Genomic DNA, 18442 nt, shown 5'->3' with positions numbered 1-18442 from the left:
CGAGCCAATCCTGAACAGTTGCGACAGTCGGCCATCATGCCGGCAACCGCCCAGGAAGAAGTAAATACATCGTCAACACGCCCGCGTCACGGCATGACCTGTGGATCGTCGCCCAGTGGCAGCGGGTGCACGGCCACGATGCGATCCATCCAGATCCAGTGCGGCTCCTGCGAGGCATCCAGCTGATCCAGCCGCAACTGCCCGTTGACGCCTTCGTTGCCGTTGTCATCGAGATAGGTCTGGATGGTCGGGCGCACTGCGACGGTGCCGCTGAGCATGCTGCCGTCGTCGAGCTCGATCCGCACACGCTCCTGTCCGTTGAGCAATGAGACCCAATGTTCGAGCGTGGCGATTTGCACGTGTTCGCAATACACGTGCGGGGCGTATTTGGACATCGCGATGTCTCCCAGAGCGGAGCGCATCACGCTAGGCCATCGTGCGTGAACAATGCAGCAAACAACGCTGCACCTGTGTTTGCCTGATGTGTGCACCGCGCATGCATGGGCGGCGATCTCACGCAGTCCACGCCTAAACCGAGCGCCCCGTGCCTGTGGCGACACCTTCAGCTGCGCGACGTTGCCGCCGCGCCGGTATCACTCCACCGCTTCGCGCGCCGCACGGACCGCAGTGACCAACTGCGCCACGCTATACGGCTTGGCCAAGTGTTCCTGAAACCCGGAGTCCAGCGCGCGCTTGCGATCGTCGTCGCGGGCCAGTGCGGTCACCGCGACCGCCGGCAGTGCATGGGCATCCAGACCCAGGTTATCGCGCACGGTGCGGATCAATCCGTAACCGTCCATGCCGGGCATGCCGATGTCGGTCAGCATCACGTCGAAGCGTGCGTGGCCGCGGTGATCGATCAATGCCAATGCATCGGTGGCGCTGCCGGCGGTAACCACTTCGGCGCCCTGCTCTTCAAGCAGGCGACGCAGGTAATCGAGCATGTCCGGTTGATCTTCCACCGCCAGCAAGCGCAGGCCGTTGAGCGCACGCGCTTCGACGATCTGTTCGGACATCAGGCGCCGACGCAACTCGCGGCGCGGGCGCTTGGCCTGATCGGGAATATGCTCGGGCAGACGCACCGTAAAGGTGGCGCCCTTGCCACGCCCGCCACTGGTGGCGCCGACCTGCCCACCGTGCATTTCCACCAGCTGCTGCACGATCGCCAGACCCAGCCCCAGGCCGCCGTGCTGGCGCGTGGTGGTGCCATCGGCCTGACGGAAGCGGCCGAACAGGTGCGGCAGGAACTCGGCCGCGATGCCGTCGCCGGAATCACGCACAGAGACCAGCAGGTGCCCGTCGTCGCGTTCGATGGTGACATCGATGCGGCCGTGCGCCGGGGTGAATTTGATGGCGTTGGAGAGCAGATTCCACAACACCTGCTGCAAGCGGGTGGCATCGCCAAGCACCAGACACGGTGTCGGCGGCACATGCAGTTCCATGACCTGATCTTTGCCGTCGGCGGCCAGTTCCTGCGTGCTCAGCGCCTCGCGCACCTGCTCGGCCAGGTCCAGCGATTCGACTTCCAGCTGCACCTTGCCCAGCAACATGCTGCTGAGGTCGAGCATGTCCGAGATCAGCCGCTTCTGCGCACGTGCGCTGCTGGCAATCACCGACAGGCCCTTGTAATTGGGATGTCCTTCTTCGACCCGCTGCAACAACAACTCGCTCCAGCCCAGGATGGTGGTCAGCGGCGTGCGCAACTCATGCGACAGCGTGGCAAGGAACTCGTCCTTCAGCCGCGCCATGCTTTCGGCTTCGTTACGCGCACTGCGCTCCGATTCCAGCAGTTGCTCGCGGGCCAGTTCGATTTCGCGCTGCTCGGTCACGTCCGGGCTGCTGCCGGCCAGGCCGATGAAACGCCCATCGGCCGAATAGCGCGGTGTGGCGGTCATTTCGATCCAGCGCCACTGCCCGTCGTGGCGGCGCGCACGCACCAGCGCACGCAAGCCGCGTTGCTCTTCCAGCGCGGCGGAGAGCTCGAACTGGAAGACAGGTAGATCGTCCGGGTGCAGCAATTCGCTCCATGCCGACACGGTGCCGCTGGAAATATCCAGGCCGAAGAATTCGCCGTACGCACTATTGACGAAGCGCACCACGCCCTGGGCGTCCAACACCCAGACCGGCATCGGCAGGCCGTCCGCCAGCGCGGAAAAACGCGCCTCGCTTTCGGCCAGCTCGCGCTCCACGCGTTTGCGCTCGGTAATGTCCATGAACAGCACCGCGACCCGCGCCTGCTCCGGCTGACCAACCCGGAACGCGTCCACCGAGTACCAGCGCCGCAGCGCTTTGGCCTGCATTTCGAAGTGAATGCGGTTGCCGGTGCGGGCGACCTGGCCGTAACGGTCGAACCATTCCTGCTCATGCTCGGGGAGCATGTCGCGAATGGACACATTGAGCGCATTGGACAGACCGGTATAGCGCTCGAACGCGCCATTGGTCGTGCGGATCACATAATCGACCGCCTGCTCGCCCTCGAACACCATGTCGATGACGCAGAAACCGGCATCGATGTTGTGGAAGATCTCGTGATACATCGCCGGATCGAGAAACGGCTCGGCGATGACGGCCGGCAAGGCGGCAGCCAGATCGGGGCTGGAAGATGAGGTGCTCAAATCGGAAACCACGGATGCTGCCGGAGCGGATGACGGGCAGATGAAACCACGGCCGATGTCGTCAGCGGGTGCACAGGGGGCCGGGCTGGTTCACGCCGCCATTGCAGGGCGCCATTCCGCCCCTGTGTCGCGGGCTCACCACAGCGTGGCTGCGGCCAGGGCGATGCAGGTCGCCAGCACCACGATGCCGGCGATCACCCCGCGAAATACCCACTCGCCCTCACGGCGCAACTGCTCGTCCATCCAGCGCTGCGCTTCTTCGCGCCAGGCGGTGGAGCGTGCGTAGTCGGCATCCAGCAGTAGCAGCCTCACCCGCGACAACCCCAGTTCTGCGCACTCGCCACGGCAGCGCTGGCTGAAGCCGTCGTCGCCGGTTGCCACCTGCGCCCCGAGCGGCAGTTCCAGTTCCAATTCATGCCTGGACATAACGCGGGCGCTCCTGATCAAGCTCGTTTTCCAGCGCCATGCGCGCCAGCTGGGTGTAATTGGCACGCGGCCCTTGTCCACGGCCGGTGAGCATTCCCTGGTAATCCAGGTCCTGCCAGATCCGCGCGGTCCACTCGACACAGTCCTCGGCGATCACCAGCATCAGCGAGTAGCGATAGGCCAGACCCGTCGCGGCGGTGTAGGCGTACACCGGCGGAAACTGCACTGCCACATCGACCTGACGTGCAAGCCCGGCCAGGTGCTCGCGCAACGCATCGCGTGGGTCGGTACCGGGTTCCATGTGCAGGGCGCGCGTGGCCAGGTCCAGGTCCACCTCGCTTTGCAAGGCGACGAAGGCGGCGGCCCCGGTGGCGGGATTGTGGCCGTGCTGTTTTGCCCAGTCGATGAACTGCAGGCGCACGTCCGCCGGCATATGCGCCGGCGCCGAAGAAACTGACTTTGTGCGAAAAGAGTGGGTGTCCATGCGAACGATCTTCCGGCCTGTGCCGTGAAGCGCGGGCGCAGGCGCAGTGAACTCGCCGTCATGGTCGCTGCGGTGCGGATTAACCGGGCGGCAACGCAAGACGCCCCCGCGCGCAGCGTGCGTTGCGGGCGGCCTGGTGCAGCCCCACACTGCATTGACACCTGGTACGCAACGTACCTTCCGCTTGGAGGCTTTCCATGAAACTTTCCAGTGTTTCCGGCGCCGGCCTGTTGCTGGCAGGACTGCTCGCGGCGACCGGTGTGCAGGCCCGCGTACGCAACGTCACCGATCCGCAGGCGCCACGTGCGCTGAGCAGCGATGGCAAGGTGGACGTGCGCTGGACCGACCCGGCCGACTTCTCCGAAGTGCGCTTCAGCGGCAACCGCTGGGAAGCGCAGCGCGGCGATTGGGTGACCCAGCTGGCGACCCATTTCCAGCAGAGTGCCGCCCGCAAGCTCCCTGATGGCCAGCACCTGAGCGTGACCATCACCGACATCCGCCGCGCCGGCCAGTACGAGCCCTGGCACGGGCCGCGCATGCAGGACGTGCGCGTGGTCAAGGACATCTATCCGCCGCGCCTGAGCTTTACCTACACGCTGACCGGTCCCGACGGCCAGGTGATCGACCAAGGCGAACGCAAGCTGGTGGACTCGGCGTTTTTGATGAGCGGCCCACGCCTGACCGATAGCGACCCGCTGCGCTTCGAGAAAGCGATGATCGACGACTGGGTACGCAAGCAGTTCCGCGGCGATCGCAGTACGGCTGGGTTGTGAGCTGACGCTTCGAACCCCTCTCACTTCGGTAGAGGGGTTGGAGTGAGCGAAGCACTCGTAGCGCCCAGCCTGCACGAGGCTTCGCCCGTCCCCTCATCCGGCGCTGCGCGCCACCTTCTCCCGCCCGGCGGGAGAAGGACAAGCAGTCGAGCTGCTGCTCAGCACCTCTCCCCGCGGGAGAGGAGTTGGGGTGAGGGACGAGCGAAGTACTCGTAGCGCCCAGCCTGCACGAGGCTCCGGCCGTCCCCTAATCCGGCGCTGCGCGCCACCTTCTCCCGCCCGGCGGGAGAAGGACAAGCAGTCGAGCTGCCGCTCAGGCCCCTCTCCCCGCGGGAGAGCGAAGCACTCGTAGCGCCCAGCCTGCACGAGGCTTCGCCTATCCCCTCATCCGGCGCTGCGCGCCACCTTCTCCCGCCCGGCGGGAGAAGGGCAAGCGGGCGAGCTGCTGCTTGAAGCCCCCCTCCTCTCTTCTCCTCTCCTCTCGGGACAGGGGTTGGGATGAGGGGCAAAGCACTCGTGTCGTTCACACTGCTGCAGCCTCGCCCACATACACCCGGGGCACGCGTTTGAGTCCGCATAGCAACTGATACGCGCTGACGTTGCACTGCGTCGCCAGCGGGCTGACGCGTGGCGCATCGCCCCAGAGCTGGACACTGGCACCGATGTCGGCCTGCGGGTGATCGGTGAGGTCCACGGTGAGCATGTCCATCGACACGCGCCCGATCAGCGGGCACACCTGGCCATCCACCAGCACCGGGGTGCCGTTGGGCGCGAACTGCGGGTACCCGTCGGCATAGCCCATCGCCACCACGCCCACGCGCGTCGGCCGCTCGGCTACGAAGCGCGCGCCATAGCCCACCGGCTCGCCGGCCGGCAGGTCACGTACCGAGATAATGCGCGAGCGCAGCGTCATCACCGGGCGCAGTTGCGCGGTGATCTCGGTGTCCTGCGGGAACGGGTTTGCGCCGTACAGCATCAGGCCCGGGCGCGACCAATCGTTGCGCAGTGCCGGCCAGCCCAGCAGACCAGGCGAATTGCGAATGCTGGTTTCCGCACGCATGCCGCCAGCGGTGAGCGCGAACGCCACCGCCTGTTCGTCGGTACGGCTGCATTCCAGCTCGTCGGCGCGCGCCAGATGCGTCATCAACACCAGCGAGGCGATCTGCGGCAGCCCGCGCAGACGCAGCCAGGCGGCGCGAAAATCCTCCGGCGACAGCCCCAGCCGGTGCATGCCGCTGTCCAGCTTCAGCCAGATACGCAACGGGCGCGGGCTTTGGAACTCGGCCAGCGCGCGTACCTGTTGCGGCGTGGCTACCACCGTCCACAGATCATGCTCGGCGATCAGGCGCAGCTCGTCCTGCTCGAAAAAACCTTCCAGCAGCAGGATCGGTGCGCGGATGCCGGCCTGGCGCAGTTCCAACGCTTCTTCGATGCATGCCACCGCAAAGCCGTCGGCCTCCGGCTCCAGCGCCTGCGCGCAGCGCACCGCGCCGTGCCCGTAGGCATCGGCCTTGACTACCGCCAGCGCCTTGCCGCCGCCCAGCTGCTTGGCCAGGCGGTAGTTGTGACGCACTGCATCCAGATCGATCGACGCTTGCGCAGGACGCACTACGCGGCCTCCCGCTGCGGGCGCTGGCTGCGCGTGGACAGGTAACGGAATACGTCCAGGCCCTCGGTATCGATCTCGGGCGTGCGGCCCTGCATCAGGTCGGCCAGGTAACGGCCGGAGCCACAGGCCATGGTCCAACCCAGCGTGCCATGGCCGGTATTGAGGAACAGGTTGGCGTACGGGGTGGCGCCCACCACCGGCGTGCCGTCCGGGGTGGCCGGGCGCAGGCCGGTCCAGAACTCGGCCCGGGCCAGATCGCCGCCGCCGGGATACAGGTCGTTGACCACCATTTCCAGGGTGGCGCGACGGCGCGGGTTCAGCGACAGGTCGAAGCCGGCCACCTCGGCCATGCCGCCGACGCGGATACGGTCGTCGAAGCGGGTGAGCGCGATCTTGTAGCTTTCGTCCAGCACCGTGGAGGTCGGCGCGCGCGCGGCATCGACGATCGGGATCGTCAGCGAATAGCCCTTGAGCGGGTAGACCGGCAGATGCAGGCCGAGCGAGAGCAGCAGGTCGGCCGAATAGCTGCCCAGCGCCAGCACGTAGCGGTCGGCGGTGTCGAGACGGCCATCGATCTGCACGCCGGTGACGCGGCCGCCGCTGTGTTCCAGGCGCTCGATCTGCTGCCCATAACGGAACTGCACCCCCGCCTGCGCAGCCAGCTCGGCCAGGCGCTGGGTAAACAGGCGGCAGTCGCCGGTCTGGTCTTCGGGCAGGCGCAGCGCGCCGGCCATCTGTGCGCCACCGCCGGCCAGGCCGGGCTCGAACTGCGCGATCTGCGCCGGGCTCAGCAGCTCATAGGGCACTCCGTATTGGGCCAGGATCTCGATGTCCTGTGCGGCGGCGTCCAGTTGCTGCTGGGTACGGAATAACTGGGTGGTGCCGAGCTGGCGGCCTTCGAATTCGATGCCGGTGCTGGCCCGCAGCGCGTTCAAGCAGTCGCGGCTGTAGTCGGACATGCGCACCATCCGCGCCTTGTTCACCGCGTAGCGCTCGGCGGTGCAGTTGCGCAGCATCTGGCTCAGCCACGTCAGCTGGCGCAGGTCGCGGGTGGGGCGGATCGACAGCGGCGCATGCTGCTCGAACAGCCACTTCATCGCCTTGCCCGGCACACCCGGCGCGGCCCACGGGGAGGTGTAGCCAAACGAGAGCTGGCCGGCGTTGGCATAGCTGGTTTCCAGCGCAGACGCCGGCTGGCGGTCGACCACGGTGACCTCGCAGCCCGCCTGGGCCAGATACCACGCGGTGGTGGTGCCGATAACGCCGCTACCGAGAATGAGCACCCGCATGTCGCTCTCCTGAAAAGGGTATTCCCCCACAAGCATGCGCTGGGGGAGACAGTTAGACGCAGTATATTGCGATCCAGGCAGTGCGATTTCTGGAATCGACTCGCCTTTGCAGTGAAACTTCCTGTCAAAGCTTGTGGAGACAAACCCCATGGCCACCCGCGCGCGCGAGCTGGACAAGATCGACCGCAAGATCCTGCGCATCCTGCAGCAGGAAGGGCGGATTTCATTTACCGAACTGGGCGAACGGGTCGGCCTGTCGACCACGCCGTGCACCGAGCGCGTGCGCCGGCTGGAGCGCGACGGCGCCATCACCGGCTACTACGCGCGGTTGGACCCGCACTACCTCAAGGCCAGCCTGCTGGTGTTTGTGGAGATCAGCCTGGCTTACAAATCCGGCGACATCTTCGAAGAGTTTCGCCGCGCCGCGTTGAAGCTGCCCAACGTGCTGGAGTGCCATCTGGTGTCCGGCGATTTCGATTACCTGCTCAAGGCCCGTATCAGCGAAATGGCGTCCTATCGCAAGTTGCTAGGCAGCACCCTGCTCACCTTGCCGCATGTGCGTGAATCCAAGAGCTACATCGTGATGGAAGAGGTCAAGGAGACGCTGGCGTTGCCGATTGAGGGGTGAGATTGGGGATTGGGGATTCGAAAGTGCGGCTCGCGAGGGCCGGTGGCAATGCCGCTGCGGCGGTGGCCGGCTCGGCTTGGCGCTTTGTGTTTGGCGCTTTGTGTTTGGCGCTTTGTGTTTGGCGCTTTGTGTTTGGCGCTTCGTGTTTGGTGTTTGGTGTTTGGTGTTTGGCGGCTAGCGGCTGGCGGCTGGCGGCTGGCGGCAGATGTGCGGGGAGTGTGTCGGCTGAGCATCTGCCTGCTGGATGGCCGCTGATGGGATAAGCACAGTCACCCTGCGGCGCTGACCACGTTGCCACTGCATGCCGGCGTTGCCACTGGCTGACAGTCGGCAGGCACTACTGCTGCCGTCAGCGCACCACGCGCATGCCGTCGCCGGCCGGGACGGCGTCGTAGTAGCGCCCGGTCTTGGTATCCAGCACCCGGTTGGGGCCGGCCGGCTGCATGCCTTGCAGCAGACGCCCGTTGCGGTCGTAGACCATCGGCGTGGCGGTCGGTACCTGACTGCCCGCTGGCGCAACCGGCGTTGCGGCCGGGCCACGCGTGGGGATGCTGGGAGCGGCCGGGCGCTGGCTCAGCTGTGACGGCACCGGGCTCAACGCATTGGATGGCTGCAGCGCGCGCGGCGGCGCCACTTTGGGCTGCGCGTGGGCCGGCGTCGCGATGGGCTGCAGCGTGTTCGACGAGCGCGTGCTGGTGGCGGACTGCGCCAGGGCAGCACCGGCAATCCCGAGCAGGGCGCAGGTGATCAGGGCGCGCGTGGAAGGATGGATCGCCATGTCAGCCGCCGCAGTGAGTAGGGACACTTACGGAATGGGGGCGCCACCGTTGCGTGGCAATGGATGTGCCCGGCCGGCACATGAACGTCGGTGCTCGACGAACCATCCAGGTGCCGGGAAACGGACCTATCCGGGCGCGAAACAGAGGTGTCTGCGGCAGCGGATCCCGATCAGGCATGGGAACCACCGTTGGCAGACCCCCGGTGCTCACTGTTCCATCCCTCTTCGGCAATGCTCCCCTGCCCCGCAAGCGCTCCGCAGGTGCGCATTGCCGCCACGACAGTTCGGCAGAACGACCGATGCAACCACGCCGATCCCCGCACGTCTGCGCGAAAACTCGGCGAGCGTGTGCCCTCGCCTGGGAGCGCCTGCGGGCAGCAGCGACCGGTGAACGGGTCGGCCAGCGTTGCGCCCCCGCTCCCCGCTCCCCGCTCCCGGCTCCCCGTTCACCGTTCACCGTTCACCGGTCGCTGGTCGCAGGTCGCTGGTCGCTGGTCGCTGGTCGCCGGCCGTCGCCGGCCGTCGCCAGCCAACACGGTTGAACCGGGCCCGCCGTGCCCATATCACCTGTGCAGACGCCGGTACGTCGCCAGCGCGCGCATGCGAGAGCCCTATGAGCCAGTTCGACCTGACCCCTCCCTCCCCCGCCCAGCGCGATGCCCTGATCGCCGGGCTCAGCGACGAGGAACAGCGCGTGCTGCTGCACCATGGCACCGAGGCGCCGTTCTGCGGGGTCTTCCTGGACAACAAGCTCGACGGGGTCTACACCTGCCGGCTGTGCGGGTTGCCGCTGTTCCGCTCCAGCGCCAAGTTCGAATCCGGCACCGGCTGGCCGAGCTTCTTCGCACCCTACGATGTCGCCCATGTGCGCGAAATCCGCGATATCAGCTACGGCATGATCCGCACCGAAATCGTCTGCGCACGCTGCGATAGCCACCTGGGGCATGTGTTCCCCGACGGCCCGCCGCCGACCGGCGAGCGGCATTGCCTCAACTCGGTGTCGCTGGGCTTTACCGAAAACGGCCAGGCGCTGCCCAACCCGCTGCATCGTGACGGCGCCGAGGCACAGCCGGCCTGATGGAAGCGACCGGTCCGGGAGCGTGGCTGAGGCAATGCCGCATCCCGGCTGGTGCCGACCGCAGCTAGCACCACGCCGGCCTCTGATGCCGCCCACCTCGCAGACGCAGTGGGCTGGCGCTGCGGCGAGCGGGCGATCGCCGGCCGTTTCGATCCGGCCACCGGGCGGTGCGGCTGATCTTCGCCGGCCGCATGCTGGCCCTGCCCGGTACCCAGGCCGCCTCCGGCATGCGGTTTGCCGACGCCCAGGGCAATCGATTCCGCGAATATGCCGGCGACGCGCCGCTGTCGCTGAGGGGCGGCGATGCGCTGAAATGCGTGCATGAGGCCGCCACGACAATCGGCTGAGCGTTCAGTTACAGCGCACATCTTCACGCCGTGCACTTCAAGAATCCGCCGCGCAAGCCGAAACAACTAGCACTCCCAGCTTGCTTCCGGCTTCGCCATGCTCATCATCGTTGGCTTCATTGTTGTCATCGTCAGCGTCCTCGGCGGCTACGTGCTGTCGCACGGAAAGCTGGGCGCGTTGTGGCAGCCGTACGAACTGATGATCATCGGCGGCGCGGCGTTGGGCGCGTTCCTCGTTAGTACGCCGGCCAAGATCGTCAAGGAGACCGTCGCCGACGTGCTGGGCGTGTTCAAGGGTCCGCGCTACAAGTCCGACGACTACAAGGACACCCTGAGCCTGATCTACGAGCTGTTGAACAAGGCGCGGCGCGATGGGTTCATGGCGTTGGAAGACCATGTCGAAAAACCGCAGGACAGCACCATCTTCGGCAACTACCCCAAGGTGGTGGCCGACCATCACCTGCTGGATTTCATCACCGACTGCCTGCGCCTGATGATCGGCAGCAACATCGAGCCGCACGAACTGGAACCGCTGCTCGAACTGGAGCTGGAAAAGCACCACCATGAAGCGATGGCGCCATCGCATGCGCTGAGCAAGGTGTCCGACGGCCTGCCTGGCTTCGGCATCGTGGCGGCGGTGCTCGGCATCGTGATCACCATGGGGTCGATCGGCGGCCCGATCGAAGAGATCGGCCACCACGTCGGCGCCGCGCTGGTCGGCACCTTCCTGGGCATCCTGCTGGCCTATGGCTTCGTGGCGCCGCTGTCGGCGGCGATGGAAGCGCGCGCCGATCAGGACGGGCGCATGTACGAAGCGGTCAAGACCGCGCTGCTGGCCTGCCTGCGTGGCTACAACCCGAAAATTGCACTGGAATTTGCGCGCAAGACCCTGCCGTCCAACGTGCGCCCGAGTTTCGGCGATTTCGAAATGCACCTGAAGACGATCAAGTAGGACCGCGGTCATGGCCGAGGGCAAATCCACCGTCGTCATCCGACGGGTCAAGAAGGTGCAGGGCGGCGGCCATCATGGCGGCGCCTGGAAAGTGGCGTTTGCCGACTTCGTGACCGCGATGATGGCCTTCTTCCTGGTGTTGTGGCTGATGGCCGCCACCACCAAGGAACAGCGCGCGGCGATCTCCGAATATTTCCGCAACCCCAGCCCGTTGTCCGGCAAATCGCCAGCGCCGTCGCCCGGCATGAACGGCCCCGGTGGCGCCAGCACCTCGATGATCAAGCTCGGCGGTACCGCCGACATGGCCAAGGGGCAAAAGGACGAGATGGGCCGCAAGCGCGACAACGCGGCCGATACCGACGTGGACAGCCGCGCCAAGGACAAGAAGCGCCTGGAAGCGCTGATGCAGGACCTCAAGGAAGCCATCGACAAGAGCCAGGCGCTGGAGCCGTTCAAGGACCAGTTGCTGCTGGACCTCACGCCCGATGGCCTGCGCATCCAGATCGTGGACAAGCAGAACCGCCCGATGTTCGACATCGGCCGCGACCAGCTCAAGCCGTACACGGTGGACATCCTGCGTGAGCTGTCCAGCTTCATCAATCAGGTGCCCAACCACATCAGCATCACCGGCCACACCGACACCACCGCCTACAGCAGCGATGCCGGCTACACCAATTGGGAACTCAGCGCCGACCGTGCCAACGCCGCGCGGCGTGCGCTGGTGGTTGGTGGCATGTCCGATGCCAAGGTGACCCGCGTTGTCGGGTTGTCGTCATCGGTGCTGTTCGACAAGACCGACCCGCAAAACCCGATCAACCGCCGCATCAGCATCGTGGTGATGACCCAGGACGCCGAACAGGCGGCGCTGGCCGGCGCCGGACAGGGCGTGGCGCTGGGCAAGTCGGTGCACGATGCCGACACCCAGGTGCCGGACCTCAGCGCCGCTGCTACTACCGGCACGGCCACGGTGGGCGCGCCAGCAGCCGGTGCTGCGCCGGCTGCGTCGGCCACGACGCCGCCGGCTGCAGCAAAGGGCGCCGCGGAGGCGACTCCGGTGCCGGCCAGCACGGCCGCTGCACGCCCGGCCGCACCGCGGATGTCGTCCAGCGCACAGGTGGCTTCGGCCGCTGCGCTCGCCAAGGCGGCCGAAGCGGCGGTGGCCGCGCCGCGGGTGGCGGTGGAGGGGCAGTGATTGGCGCTGGGGATTCGGGATTGACCAGATCTGCGGGATTCGGGATTTGAGCTCCAGAATTTGCCAGGCAATCGCACCTGGGGCGTGGACTCCGCCTGGCCCGTGACCCTGCCGATTCCCGCGACTCATCGCATCGTGCGGCGCACGTTCTAGAATGGCCGGCCATTCCCAGCGTCGAGAACACCGTGTCCCGCAATTCCAAGGCCAAGCGCGACAAGCGCAAGAAGCAGCTCCCCAAGCGCCCCATCGTCCGTCTGGGCCAGGCGCCCCAGGTCACCAACCACGCCGTGCTGCAGGACGCCGACGGCCGTGTCGTGGCAGCGATCGGTCTGCAGGGTGGCAGCGAGTGGATGCTGTCGATCGGCGGCCAGACCATGGGCAGCGCCGACAACCCGGTTCCGATGCTGGCCATGCTCAAGCACCTGGCCAACCTGCAGGAAGCCGAAGGCAAGACCATCTCGCTGGAATATTCGACCCAGCTGCAGCAGATGATCGACGACCTGGCCGCCGAAGAAGGCCAGACCGCCGAGGAATATCTGACCACGCTGGTGGCCGAATTCCAGAACGCCGATGCCGATGAAGACGGCGAGGCCGAAGACGCAGCCGACGATGCCGGCACCGACGCCGTTGCAGAAGAGGCGGCTGGCGACGACGCTGCCAGCGACGACGACAGCGCGGCAGACGCAGACGCCAGCTCCGATGCCGCAACGGACGACGCCGACGGCGAGAACGCCGCTAAAAAGCCGAAGAAATCCAAGAAGGCCTGACCCGGCCGATGGCTGTCTACATCGACGATGCGGTGCATCTGTGGCGCAACCAGCGCTGGGCGCACCTGCTCGGCGATACGCTGGACGAGCTGCATGCCATGGCGGCGCGGTTGGGTATTCCCCGCCGCGCCTTCCAGAACAAACTCAGTGGTGCGCACTACGACGTGCCCGCATCGCTACGCCTGGAGGCCATCGCCCTGGGCACCATCCCCATCTCCCGCCATACCGATCGCGCACTGCTCAAGGCGCTGATTGCCAATGCACGTGCGCAGGCGCGCGGTGAGGTGCCGTAGCGCCGATCCAGCGATCGCGCCAGTTACGCGACAGGGACGGGCACCGCCGAATGCGCATGGCCGCAGCCATCGCGCGAGACCGGCAATGTTGTGCGTTGGCTGGCAGCAGCACGCCGGCGTCTCCAGGTGTTGCAGCGCCACATCAAACCGCAAGCCGCACACCTAACGCCGCAGACAGCAGCGCAGATCAGCACGATGACGCAACCAACGCGAGTCGCGCGCAGGCGAAACACGCATGGCGCTGCAACTGCGCATCATGCTTGCGCATACAACGCATGCATCTTTGCAACCCGATGACGCCTGTGGCGCACACACCCGTGTGACCGGCGAAGCCGCTTCCGTGCCCACGCACAAGCCTGTCACTATCGAAGCGACCCATCTTCCGGAGCCGTTGCATTGTCTGTTCGCGTCCCGCCCTCCGAGCTGCCGTCCATGTTGCGCGTCGCCGTTCTTGAAGACGACGATGTTCTGCGCGAAGAAATCCTGATTCCCGGCCTGCAGGAGTTCGGATTCGCGGTCAGTGGCGCCGGCACGGCCGGGGCGCTGTACCGGCTGATGCTGGAGCAGACCTTCGACATGGTGGTGCTGGACCTTGGGCTTCCGGACGAGAGCGGCCTGAGCGTGGTCGCGCATCTGCGTTCGCTGTTCACTGGCCTGGGCATCGTGGTGCTCACCGGCAACCGCGGCCGCTCGGACCACGTGCATGCGCTAAGCAGTGGCGCCGACGCGTTCCTGCGCAAACCCGCCGACCCGGAGATCCTGGCGCTGACGCTGCGCAATCTGTCGCGTCGCTTGCGCCCGGCCGGTGCCAGCAGCGCGGAAAAACCGGCGTGGCGCCTGGAATCGGATGGCTGGTGCCTGGTCGCGCCGGATGCGCGGATTGTCGTCCTGACCTCGCTCGAACGCTGCCTGATGGCTTGCCTGGATGCACAGCGCGACCAGGCGGTGGAGCGCGATGCGCTGGTGTCGGCATTGGAAGCGTGCGTCGGCGATTTCGATCTGCATCGGTTGGAGATGCTGATCCATCGCCTGCGGCGCAAGGCCGCGCGCATCACCGCAGCGGATGCGCCGGCGTTTCCGCTGCTGTCCTCGCGCGGAATGGGTTACCTGTTGGCTAGCTGATCGGCACGATTCGCTCGCTCCGGCGCCGCCGCAGCCGGTAACAACAGGCGGATACAGGCACCATCGCCCGAGTTGCCGACCTCCACACGCCCGCCGGCGGCGATGACGATTTCGTTCACCACCGACAGCCCCAGACCGGTGCCCTTGCCGGCCGGTTTGGTGGTGTAGAACGGCTCAAGAATGCGCGCCAGCAGCTGCTCGGGAATCCCCGGGCCGGTGTCCGAAAACTGCAGCACCACCATGCCGGCCTGCTGCTCGCCGTCGATGCGGAACAGCCCCTGCCCGTCCATCGCATCGCGCGCATTGGCGGCGATGTTGAGCAATGCCAGTTCCAGTTCGTCCAGATCCATCGCGATCCACAGCGGCGGCCCCGGCACGATGCCTTGCAGGCGGATCTCGTGGCCGAACAGTTGCCTAAGTGTGGGTTCGATCTCCAGCAGCGCGTGGCGCGCATCGAACAGGCGCGCAATGCCGGGTTCGGCACGGCCGAAATTGAGAATCCTGCGACTGACAGTCAGCGCGCGTCGCGATGCGGCTTCGATGTTTTCCAGCGTCTTGAGCAACGGCGCCTCGCCACGGCCTTCCAGCGCATCGCGACGCTGCGCAAAGCCGATGATGACGTTGATCAGATTATCGAAATCGTGCGCAACGCCGGAGGCCAGGCGTCCCAGCGCTTCCATCTTCTGCGTGTGCAGCAGCTGCTCCTGCACCCGCTCGCGCTCTGCCATTTCGCGCACCAGCTTGCGGTTCACCGCTTCGAGTTCGCGGCGGCGGCGTTCCGATTCCACCAGGCTGTCGCGCAGCGCGGCGATGGTGCGATCGAGCATCAAGGTGATCAGCAGATACACCACAACCGTCAGCAGTCCCAGCCCGACATTGCCCCAGGTCGAACGCGATGGCGGGAACCACAGCAATTGTGCGGCCAGCGCCATTGCACACACCGTCGCCAGCAGCGCAAACACGCGCCATAGATTGCGCCGACCGAGCACCATGCCGGCGAGCACCAACGCAATCACCGGCATCGGATTGGTCAGCAGGTCGAAGATGTCGACCCGCACGTAAGTGACGAAGGTGCCGAGCAACGCGGCGGCAATGAAGACCTTGACGCCTGCGGCACTGCGGCCGCGCCGGATCATCGGCACGCCCGCCAGCGCGCCGAACGCGGTGAGCACAGTCCCGGCCAACGCGCAGGCCAGATCTGGCCTGGCCTGCAAGCGGCTCAATCCCGCGACGTAGAGAAAAAATCCGACATCGCCCAGGTTGTACAGCGCGATGGCGATCAGCAGCAGCTGCAGGAAGGCCACCTGCCGTCGGTCGATCGGCTCCTCGCGCCAGCGCGTGGCCAACCAACGCGACACGAACCTGGATTTTGCGGCAGACAGCATCACGACAGGACGTCTTTGAGTGTTTTTGCATCCTCACATTCGTGGTGAGTGGATGCAATCGTGGCTTGGTGACACGTGGCGGAGCGCATGACTATGTTGCGTTGTCCCGCAACATGAAATGTACGGAATTCCAAGACACGTGGGGATGTCTGGGAGCCGATGTGCAGCGGTCGACCACTCCATCCACGCGCCAGGGAATCTCCATGAGCCAGATTGATCGCTTCTCGAACCGGGCCTGCGCCCGGCACGCGACCACCACCGCGCCGCACCCCCATGCCGGCACACGTCCGCAGCGCGTGCTGCTGCATGCTGCGGTCCTGACCGCGCTGCTGCTCAGCAGTAGCGCGGTGATGGCGCAGGTCGCCACCCCGCAGGTCGGCGCTGCCGCCGCTGCCGCCGCTGCCGCCACCGATGGTCAGACCGGTACCGATGCATCCGCCATCGCGGCCGACCAGGACACCACGGCGCAAGCCGATGCCGACCAGGACGATGCTGCCGACACCGGCAAGCATTTCCATATCGTCGGCGGCGCCGACGCCACCACCGATGTGGGCGCGTTCGCCGCTGAGCCGTATGCAGTGGCGATCGGCGAAGCAAGCAATGCGCTCGGTGAGGGAGGCATCGCACTGGGCGCCGGTGCCACGGTCACCGAAAAGTTCGCCATTGCCGCCGGCTACGCGGCAGCGGCCACCGGCGAATCGGCGGTTGCGGTGGGTGGCACCACCGACGTGTTCGATTACGACGACGGCGGCAATATTCTCGCCGTGCACGCCGAGTCCACCGAAGCCACCGGCTTCGTCTCCACCGCGCTCGGCGGCGGCGCCAAGGCGCTGGATGCGATGACCACCGCCGTGGGCAGCGGTGCCGAAGCCAGCGTCTTCGAGGCCACTGCACTGGGACATCGCGCACGCGCACTGGAGCAGGGCGCCACCGCCATCGGTACCCGCTCGCAGGCGATCGGGCTGGGCAGCAGTGCGCTCGGCAACGGCGCACGCGCGGTCGCCGACAGTACCGTGTCCATCGGTTTCAATTCCTTGGCCAGCGGCACCGACAGCATGGCGATCGGCGGCATCAGCACCGCTGCGGAGAGCGCAGGCAACAGCATCGGGATCACGGCAGCCACCGGCACCGGCGCGATCGCCCTGGGCGCGGGTGCGCAGACCCAGTCCGACTACGCCATCGCCATTGGCTACAACGCCAACATCTTCCCCAACCTGCCGGGCAACACCGATTCGGTGGCGATCGGCCACAGTGCCGGCTCGTTCGCGGCCAACACCGTGTCGATCGGCGGGTTCGCGTTGACCCAGGATGCCGAGTCGGTGGCGATCGGCCACCGTGCAGTGACCTACACCGCCAACAGCGTGGCACTCGGCGCCAATGCCGAAACCTCCTGGTTCAACCCCAACAGCACCGCGATCGGTGCCGACACTGAGGTCAACGGCGTCGATGCAACCGCCATCGGCTATGGCGCAAAGGTCGGCGACTGGGTCGACGATGCCTGGAACCGCTCGGCCAGCAGCGCAGTCGCATTGGGCGCGTATTCGCATGCCACCCGCAGCAATAGCGTGTCGGTGGGCGATGTCGCGTCCGGGTTGACCCGGCAGATCACCAGCGTGGCCGCCGGCAGCGAGGCCACCGACGCGGTCAACCTGGCACAGCTGCGCAGCGTGGCCACCGCCCTGGGCGCCGGCAGCGTCTTCGACCCTACCGGCAATCTGATCAGCGGCAGCTACCTGGTGCAGGGCGCGAGCTACGGCAACATCGGCGAGGCGATGGGCGCCATCGATGCGGCTTTGACCGGTTTCGATGGCCGCATCGGTGCCTTGCAGAATGTCACTGCGGGCAATGTGGCGGTCGGCGGCGGCAGCTTGGCGCCGGTGGTCGGCAGCGGCACCAACGCCGTGGCGATCGGCTCGTCCGCCACCGCCAATGGCGAGAACGGCCTGGCGGTCGGCGCCGACGCGCTGGCCTACGGCCCGCAGGACACCGCGCTCGGTGCCAATGCCAGGGTCAACGCCGACGGCAGCACCGCAGTCGGCGCCAATACGACCATCGCCACCGCCGCCACCAACGCGGTCGCCGTGGGCGAAAGCGCCAGCGTCACCGCAGCCTCGGGTACCGCGCTCGGCCAGGGCGCGCGCGTCGACGCCGATAACGCAGTCGCGCTGGGACGTGGCGCGGTGGCCGATCGCGCCAACAGCGTCTCGGTCGGCAGCGCCGGCAACGCGCGCCAGATCACCAACGTCGCTGCCGGACAAAGCGACACCGACGCCGCCAACGTGGCCCAGCTCAACGCCGGCAACAGCCGCACGCTGAGTTCGGCCAACAGCTACACCGACAGCCGGGTGTCGGCGCTGAGCGACAGCTTCACCCAATTGCGCGATGGCAGCGAACGGCGCTTTCAGACGATGGATCGCCGCATCGACCGCATCGGCGCAATGAGCGCGGCGATGCTCAACATGGGCATCAATGCTGCCGGCACCCAGAGTGCGCGCGGGCGCATAGCCGTCGGCGCCGGCTTCCAGAGCGGCGAACGCGCGCTCTCCATCGGCTACGCCAAGAAGGTGGGCGAGCGCGCCTCGTTCAGCCTCGGCGGCGCGTTCAGCGGCAGCGACTCGTCGGCAGGCCTGGGCTTCGGCGTGGACTTGTAACTCCTGCGCCGCGCCGTGCACGTCTTCCCCTTAACTCCATCGATTCTTGCGAG

18 protein-coding genes are annotated in these 18442 nt (G+C 66.6%); 10 read left to right on the top strand and 8 right to left on the bottom strand.

The window, feature by feature from the left end; translation table 11 throughout:
• Positions 1 to 86: 86 nt before the first annotated feature.
• The 4 genes from ABQZ00_RS01025 to ABQZ00_RS01010 all read right to left on the bottom strand — a co-directional run bounded on the left by ABQZ00_RS01025 (position 87) and on the right by ABQZ00_RS01010 (position 3474).
• The gene (locus ABQZ00_RS01025; protein WP_323537825.1) at positions 87 to 395 is read right to left on the bottom strand and encodes a DUF3247 family protein; all 309 of its coding nucleotides are present in this window, start codon (positions 393 to 395) and stop codon (positions 87 to 89) included.
• A gap of 198 nt (positions 396 to 593) precedes the next feature.
• Positions 594 to 2627: a PAS domain-containing hybrid sensor histidine kinase/response regulator gene (locus tag ABQZ00_RS01020; RefSeq protein WP_115562952.1), complete on the bottom strand. Its 2034-nt coding sequence runs from the start codon at positions 2625 to 2627 to the stop codon at positions 594 to 596.
• Positions 2628 to 2750: 123 nt separating this feature from the next.
• Positions 2751 to 3041, bottom strand: a complete 291-nt coding sequence (locus tag ABQZ00_RS01015) for a hypothetical protein (RefSeq protein WP_055847930.1) — start codon at positions 3039 to 3041, stop codon at positions 2751 to 2753.
• Positions 3028 to 3474 carry a hypothetical protein gene (locus ABQZ00_RS01010; RefSeq protein WP_323537826.1) on the bottom strand — a complete coding sequence of 149 codons (447 nt, stop codon included), beginning with the start codon at positions 3472 to 3474 and terminating at the stop codon, positions 3028 to 3030. The genes ABQZ00_RS01015 and ABQZ00_RS01010 overlap by 14 nt, the downstream gene beginning before the upstream one ends.
• Positions 3475 to 3722: 248 nt before the next feature.
• On the opposite strand from ABQZ00_RS01010, the gene ABQZ00_RS01005 reads away from it, so the two are divergent.
• Positions 3723 to 4298 (top strand): DUF3016 domain-containing protein, encoded by a 576-nt coding sequence (locus ABQZ00_RS01005; protein ID WP_323537827.1) that lies wholly within the window; start codon positions 3723 to 3725, stop codon positions 4296 to 4298.
• Between the two features lie 523 nt (positions 4299 to 4821).
• Here the strand turns inward: ABQZ00_RS01005 and alr are convergent.
• Both alr and ABQZ00_RS00995 read right to left on the bottom strand, forming a co-directional pair.
• Positions 4822 to 5907, bottom strand: a complete 1086-nt coding sequence (gene alr / locus ABQZ00_RS01000) for an alanine racemase (RefSeq protein ID WP_323537828.1) — start codon at positions 5905 to 5907, stop codon at positions 4822 to 4824.
• A complete protein-coding gene (locus ABQZ00_RS00995; protein ID WP_323537829.1) occupies positions 5907 to 7196 on the bottom strand; it encodes a D-amino acid dehydrogenase in 1290 nt (429 codons plus the stop codon). Before ABQZ00_RS00995 ends, alr begins: the two co-directional genes overlap by 1 nt.
• Positions 7197 to 7344: 148 nt before the next feature.
• Between ABQZ00_RS00995 and ABQZ00_RS00990 the strand changes: the two genes are divergently transcribed.
• Entirely contained in the window at positions 7345 to 7824 is a 480-nt protein-coding gene (locus ABQZ00_RS00990; protein WP_005992148.1) for an Lrp/AsnC ligand binding domain-containing protein, read from the top strand.
• Between the two features lie 349 nt (positions 7825 to 8173).
• On the opposite strand, the gene ABQZ00_RS00985 is transcribed toward ABQZ00_RS00990, so the two are convergent.
• Positions 8174 to 8602, bottom strand: a complete 429-nt coding sequence (locus tag ABQZ00_RS00985; RefSeq protein ID WP_323537830.1) for a hypothetical protein — start codon at positions 8600 to 8602, stop codon at positions 8174 to 8176.
• 613 nt (positions 8603 to 9215) lie between these two features.
• Between ABQZ00_RS00985 and msrB the strand changes: the two genes are divergently transcribed.
• The 7 genes from msrB (at position 9216) to ABQZ00_RS00950 (ending at position 14353) form a co-directional block, all read left to right on the top strand.
• A complete protein-coding gene (gene msrB / locus ABQZ00_RS00980; protein ID WP_055847914.1) occupies positions 9216 to 9680 on the top strand; it encodes a peptide-methionine (R)-S-oxide reductase MsrB in 465 nt (154 codons plus the stop codon).
• A 167-nt stretch (positions 9681 to 9847) separates the two neighbouring features.
• Positions 9848 to 10027 carry a hypothetical protein gene (locus ABQZ00_RS00975; RefSeq protein WP_323537831.1) on the top strand — a complete coding sequence of 60 codons (180 nt, stop codon included), beginning with the start codon at positions 9848 to 9850 and terminating at the stop codon, positions 10025 to 10027.
• 97 nt (positions 10028 to 10124) lie between these two features.
• Positions 10125 to 10979, top strand: coding sequence for a flagellar motor stator protein MotA (gene motA / locus ABQZ00_RS00970; RefSeq protein WP_055847909.1), 855 nt, complete (start codon positions 10125 to 10127; stop codon positions 10977 to 10979).
• 10 nt (positions 10980 to 10989) lie between these two features.
• Positions 10990 to 12171, top strand: coding sequence for a flagellar motor protein MotB (gene motB / locus ABQZ00_RS00965; protein ID WP_323537832.1), 1182 nt, complete (start codon positions 10990 to 10992; stop codon positions 12169 to 12171).
• Positions 12172 to 12356: 185 nt separating this feature from the next.
• Positions 12357 to 12938: a hypothetical protein gene (locus ABQZ00_RS00960; protein ID WP_115554667.1), complete on the top strand. Its 582-nt coding sequence runs from the start codon at positions 12357 to 12359 to the stop codon at positions 12936 to 12938.
• 8 nt (positions 12939 to 12946) lie between these two features.
• Complete coding sequence (locus ABQZ00_RS00955; protein WP_323537833.1) at positions 12947 to 13231, top strand: DUF4031 domain-containing protein; 285 nt, start codon at positions 12947 to 12949, stop codon at positions 13229 to 13231.
• Between the two features lie 435 nt (positions 13232 to 13666).
• Positions 13667 to 14353, top strand: coding sequence for a response regulator transcription factor (locus ABQZ00_RS00950; RefSeq protein ID WP_323537928.1), 687 nt, complete (start codon positions 13667 to 13669; stop codon positions 14351 to 14353).
• Here the strand turns inward: ABQZ00_RS00950 and ABQZ00_RS00945 are convergent.
• Positions 14335 to 15711, bottom strand: a complete 1377-nt coding sequence (locus ABQZ00_RS00945) for a sensor histidine kinase (protein WP_323537834.1) — start codon at positions 15709 to 15711, stop codon at positions 14335 to 14337. The genes ABQZ00_RS00950 and ABQZ00_RS00945 overlap by 19 nt on opposite strands.
• Before the next feature lie 230 nt (positions 15712 to 15941).
• Here ABQZ00_RS00945 and ABQZ00_RS00940 point away from each other — a divergent pair, with 230 nt between their 5' ends.
• The gene (locus ABQZ00_RS00940) at positions 15942 to 18389 is read left to right on the top strand and encodes a YadA family autotransporter adhesin (RefSeq protein ID WP_323537835.1); all 2448 of its coding nucleotides are present in this window, start codon (positions 15942 to 15944) and stop codon (positions 18387 to 18389) included.
• The last annotated feature ends 53 nt before the right edge of the window (positions 18390 to 18442 follow it).

It is taken from the genome of Xanthomonas sp. WHRI 10204 (genome assembly GCF_040202875.1).
In the GTDB taxonomy this organism is placed as follows: Bacteria; Pseudomonadota; Gammaproteobacteria; order Xanthomonadales; family Xanthomonadaceae; genus Xanthomonas.
Note: the sequence above shows the minus strand (reverse complement) of the source record. Positions and strands in the feature narration are given on the sequence as shown.

Bases quoted from the DNA above. Each gene is read 5' to 3' on its own strand.
- ABQZ00_RS01025 (WP_323537825.1), bottom strand. From the start codon at position 395: ATGTCCAAATACGCCCCGCACGTGTATTGCGAACACGTGCAAATCGCC.
- ABQZ00_RS01015 (WP_055847930.1), bottom strand. From the start codon at position 3,041: ATGTCCAGGCATGAATTGGAACTGGAACTGCCGCTCGGGGCGCAGGTG.
- ABQZ00_RS01010 (WP_323537826.1), bottom strand. From the start codon at position 3,474: ATGCCGGCGGACGTGCGCCTGCAGTTCATCGACTGGGCAAAACAGCAC.
- ABQZ00_RS01005 (WP_323537827.1), top strand. From the start codon at position 3,723: ATGAAACTTTCCAGTGTTTCCGGCGCCGGCCTGTTGCTGGCAGGACTG.
- ABQZ00_RS00995 (WP_323537829.1), bottom strand. From the start codon at position 7,196: ATGCGGGTGCTCATTCTCGGTAGCGGCGTTATCGGCACCACCACCGCG.
- ABQZ00_RS00990 (WP_005992148.1), top strand. From the start codon at position 7,345: ATGGCCACCCGCGCGCGCGAGCTGGACAAGATCGACCGCAAGATCCTG.
- ABQZ00_RS00985 (WP_323537830.1), bottom strand. From the start codon at position 8,602: ATGGCGATCCATCCTTCCACGCGCGCCCTGATCACCTGCGCCCTGCTC.
- msrB (WP_055847914.1), top strand. From the start codon at position 9,216: ATGAGCCAGTTCGACCTGACCCCTCCCTCCCCCGCCCAGCGCGATGCC.
- motA (WP_055847909.1), top strand. From the start codon at position 10,125: ATGCTCATCATCGTTGGCTTCATTGTTGTCATCGTCAGCGTCCTCGGC.
- motB (WP_323537832.1), top strand. From the start codon at position 10,990: ATGGCCGAGGGCAAATCCACCGTCGTCATCCGACGGGTCAAGAAGGTG.
- ABQZ00_RS00955 (WP_323537833.1), top strand. From the start codon at position 12,947: ATGGCTGTCTACATCGACGATGCGGTGCATCTGTGGCGCAACCAGCGC.
- ABQZ00_RS00940 (WP_323537835.1), top strand. From the start codon at position 15,942: ATGAGCCAGATTGATCGCTTCTCGAACCGGGCCTGCGCCCGGCACGCG.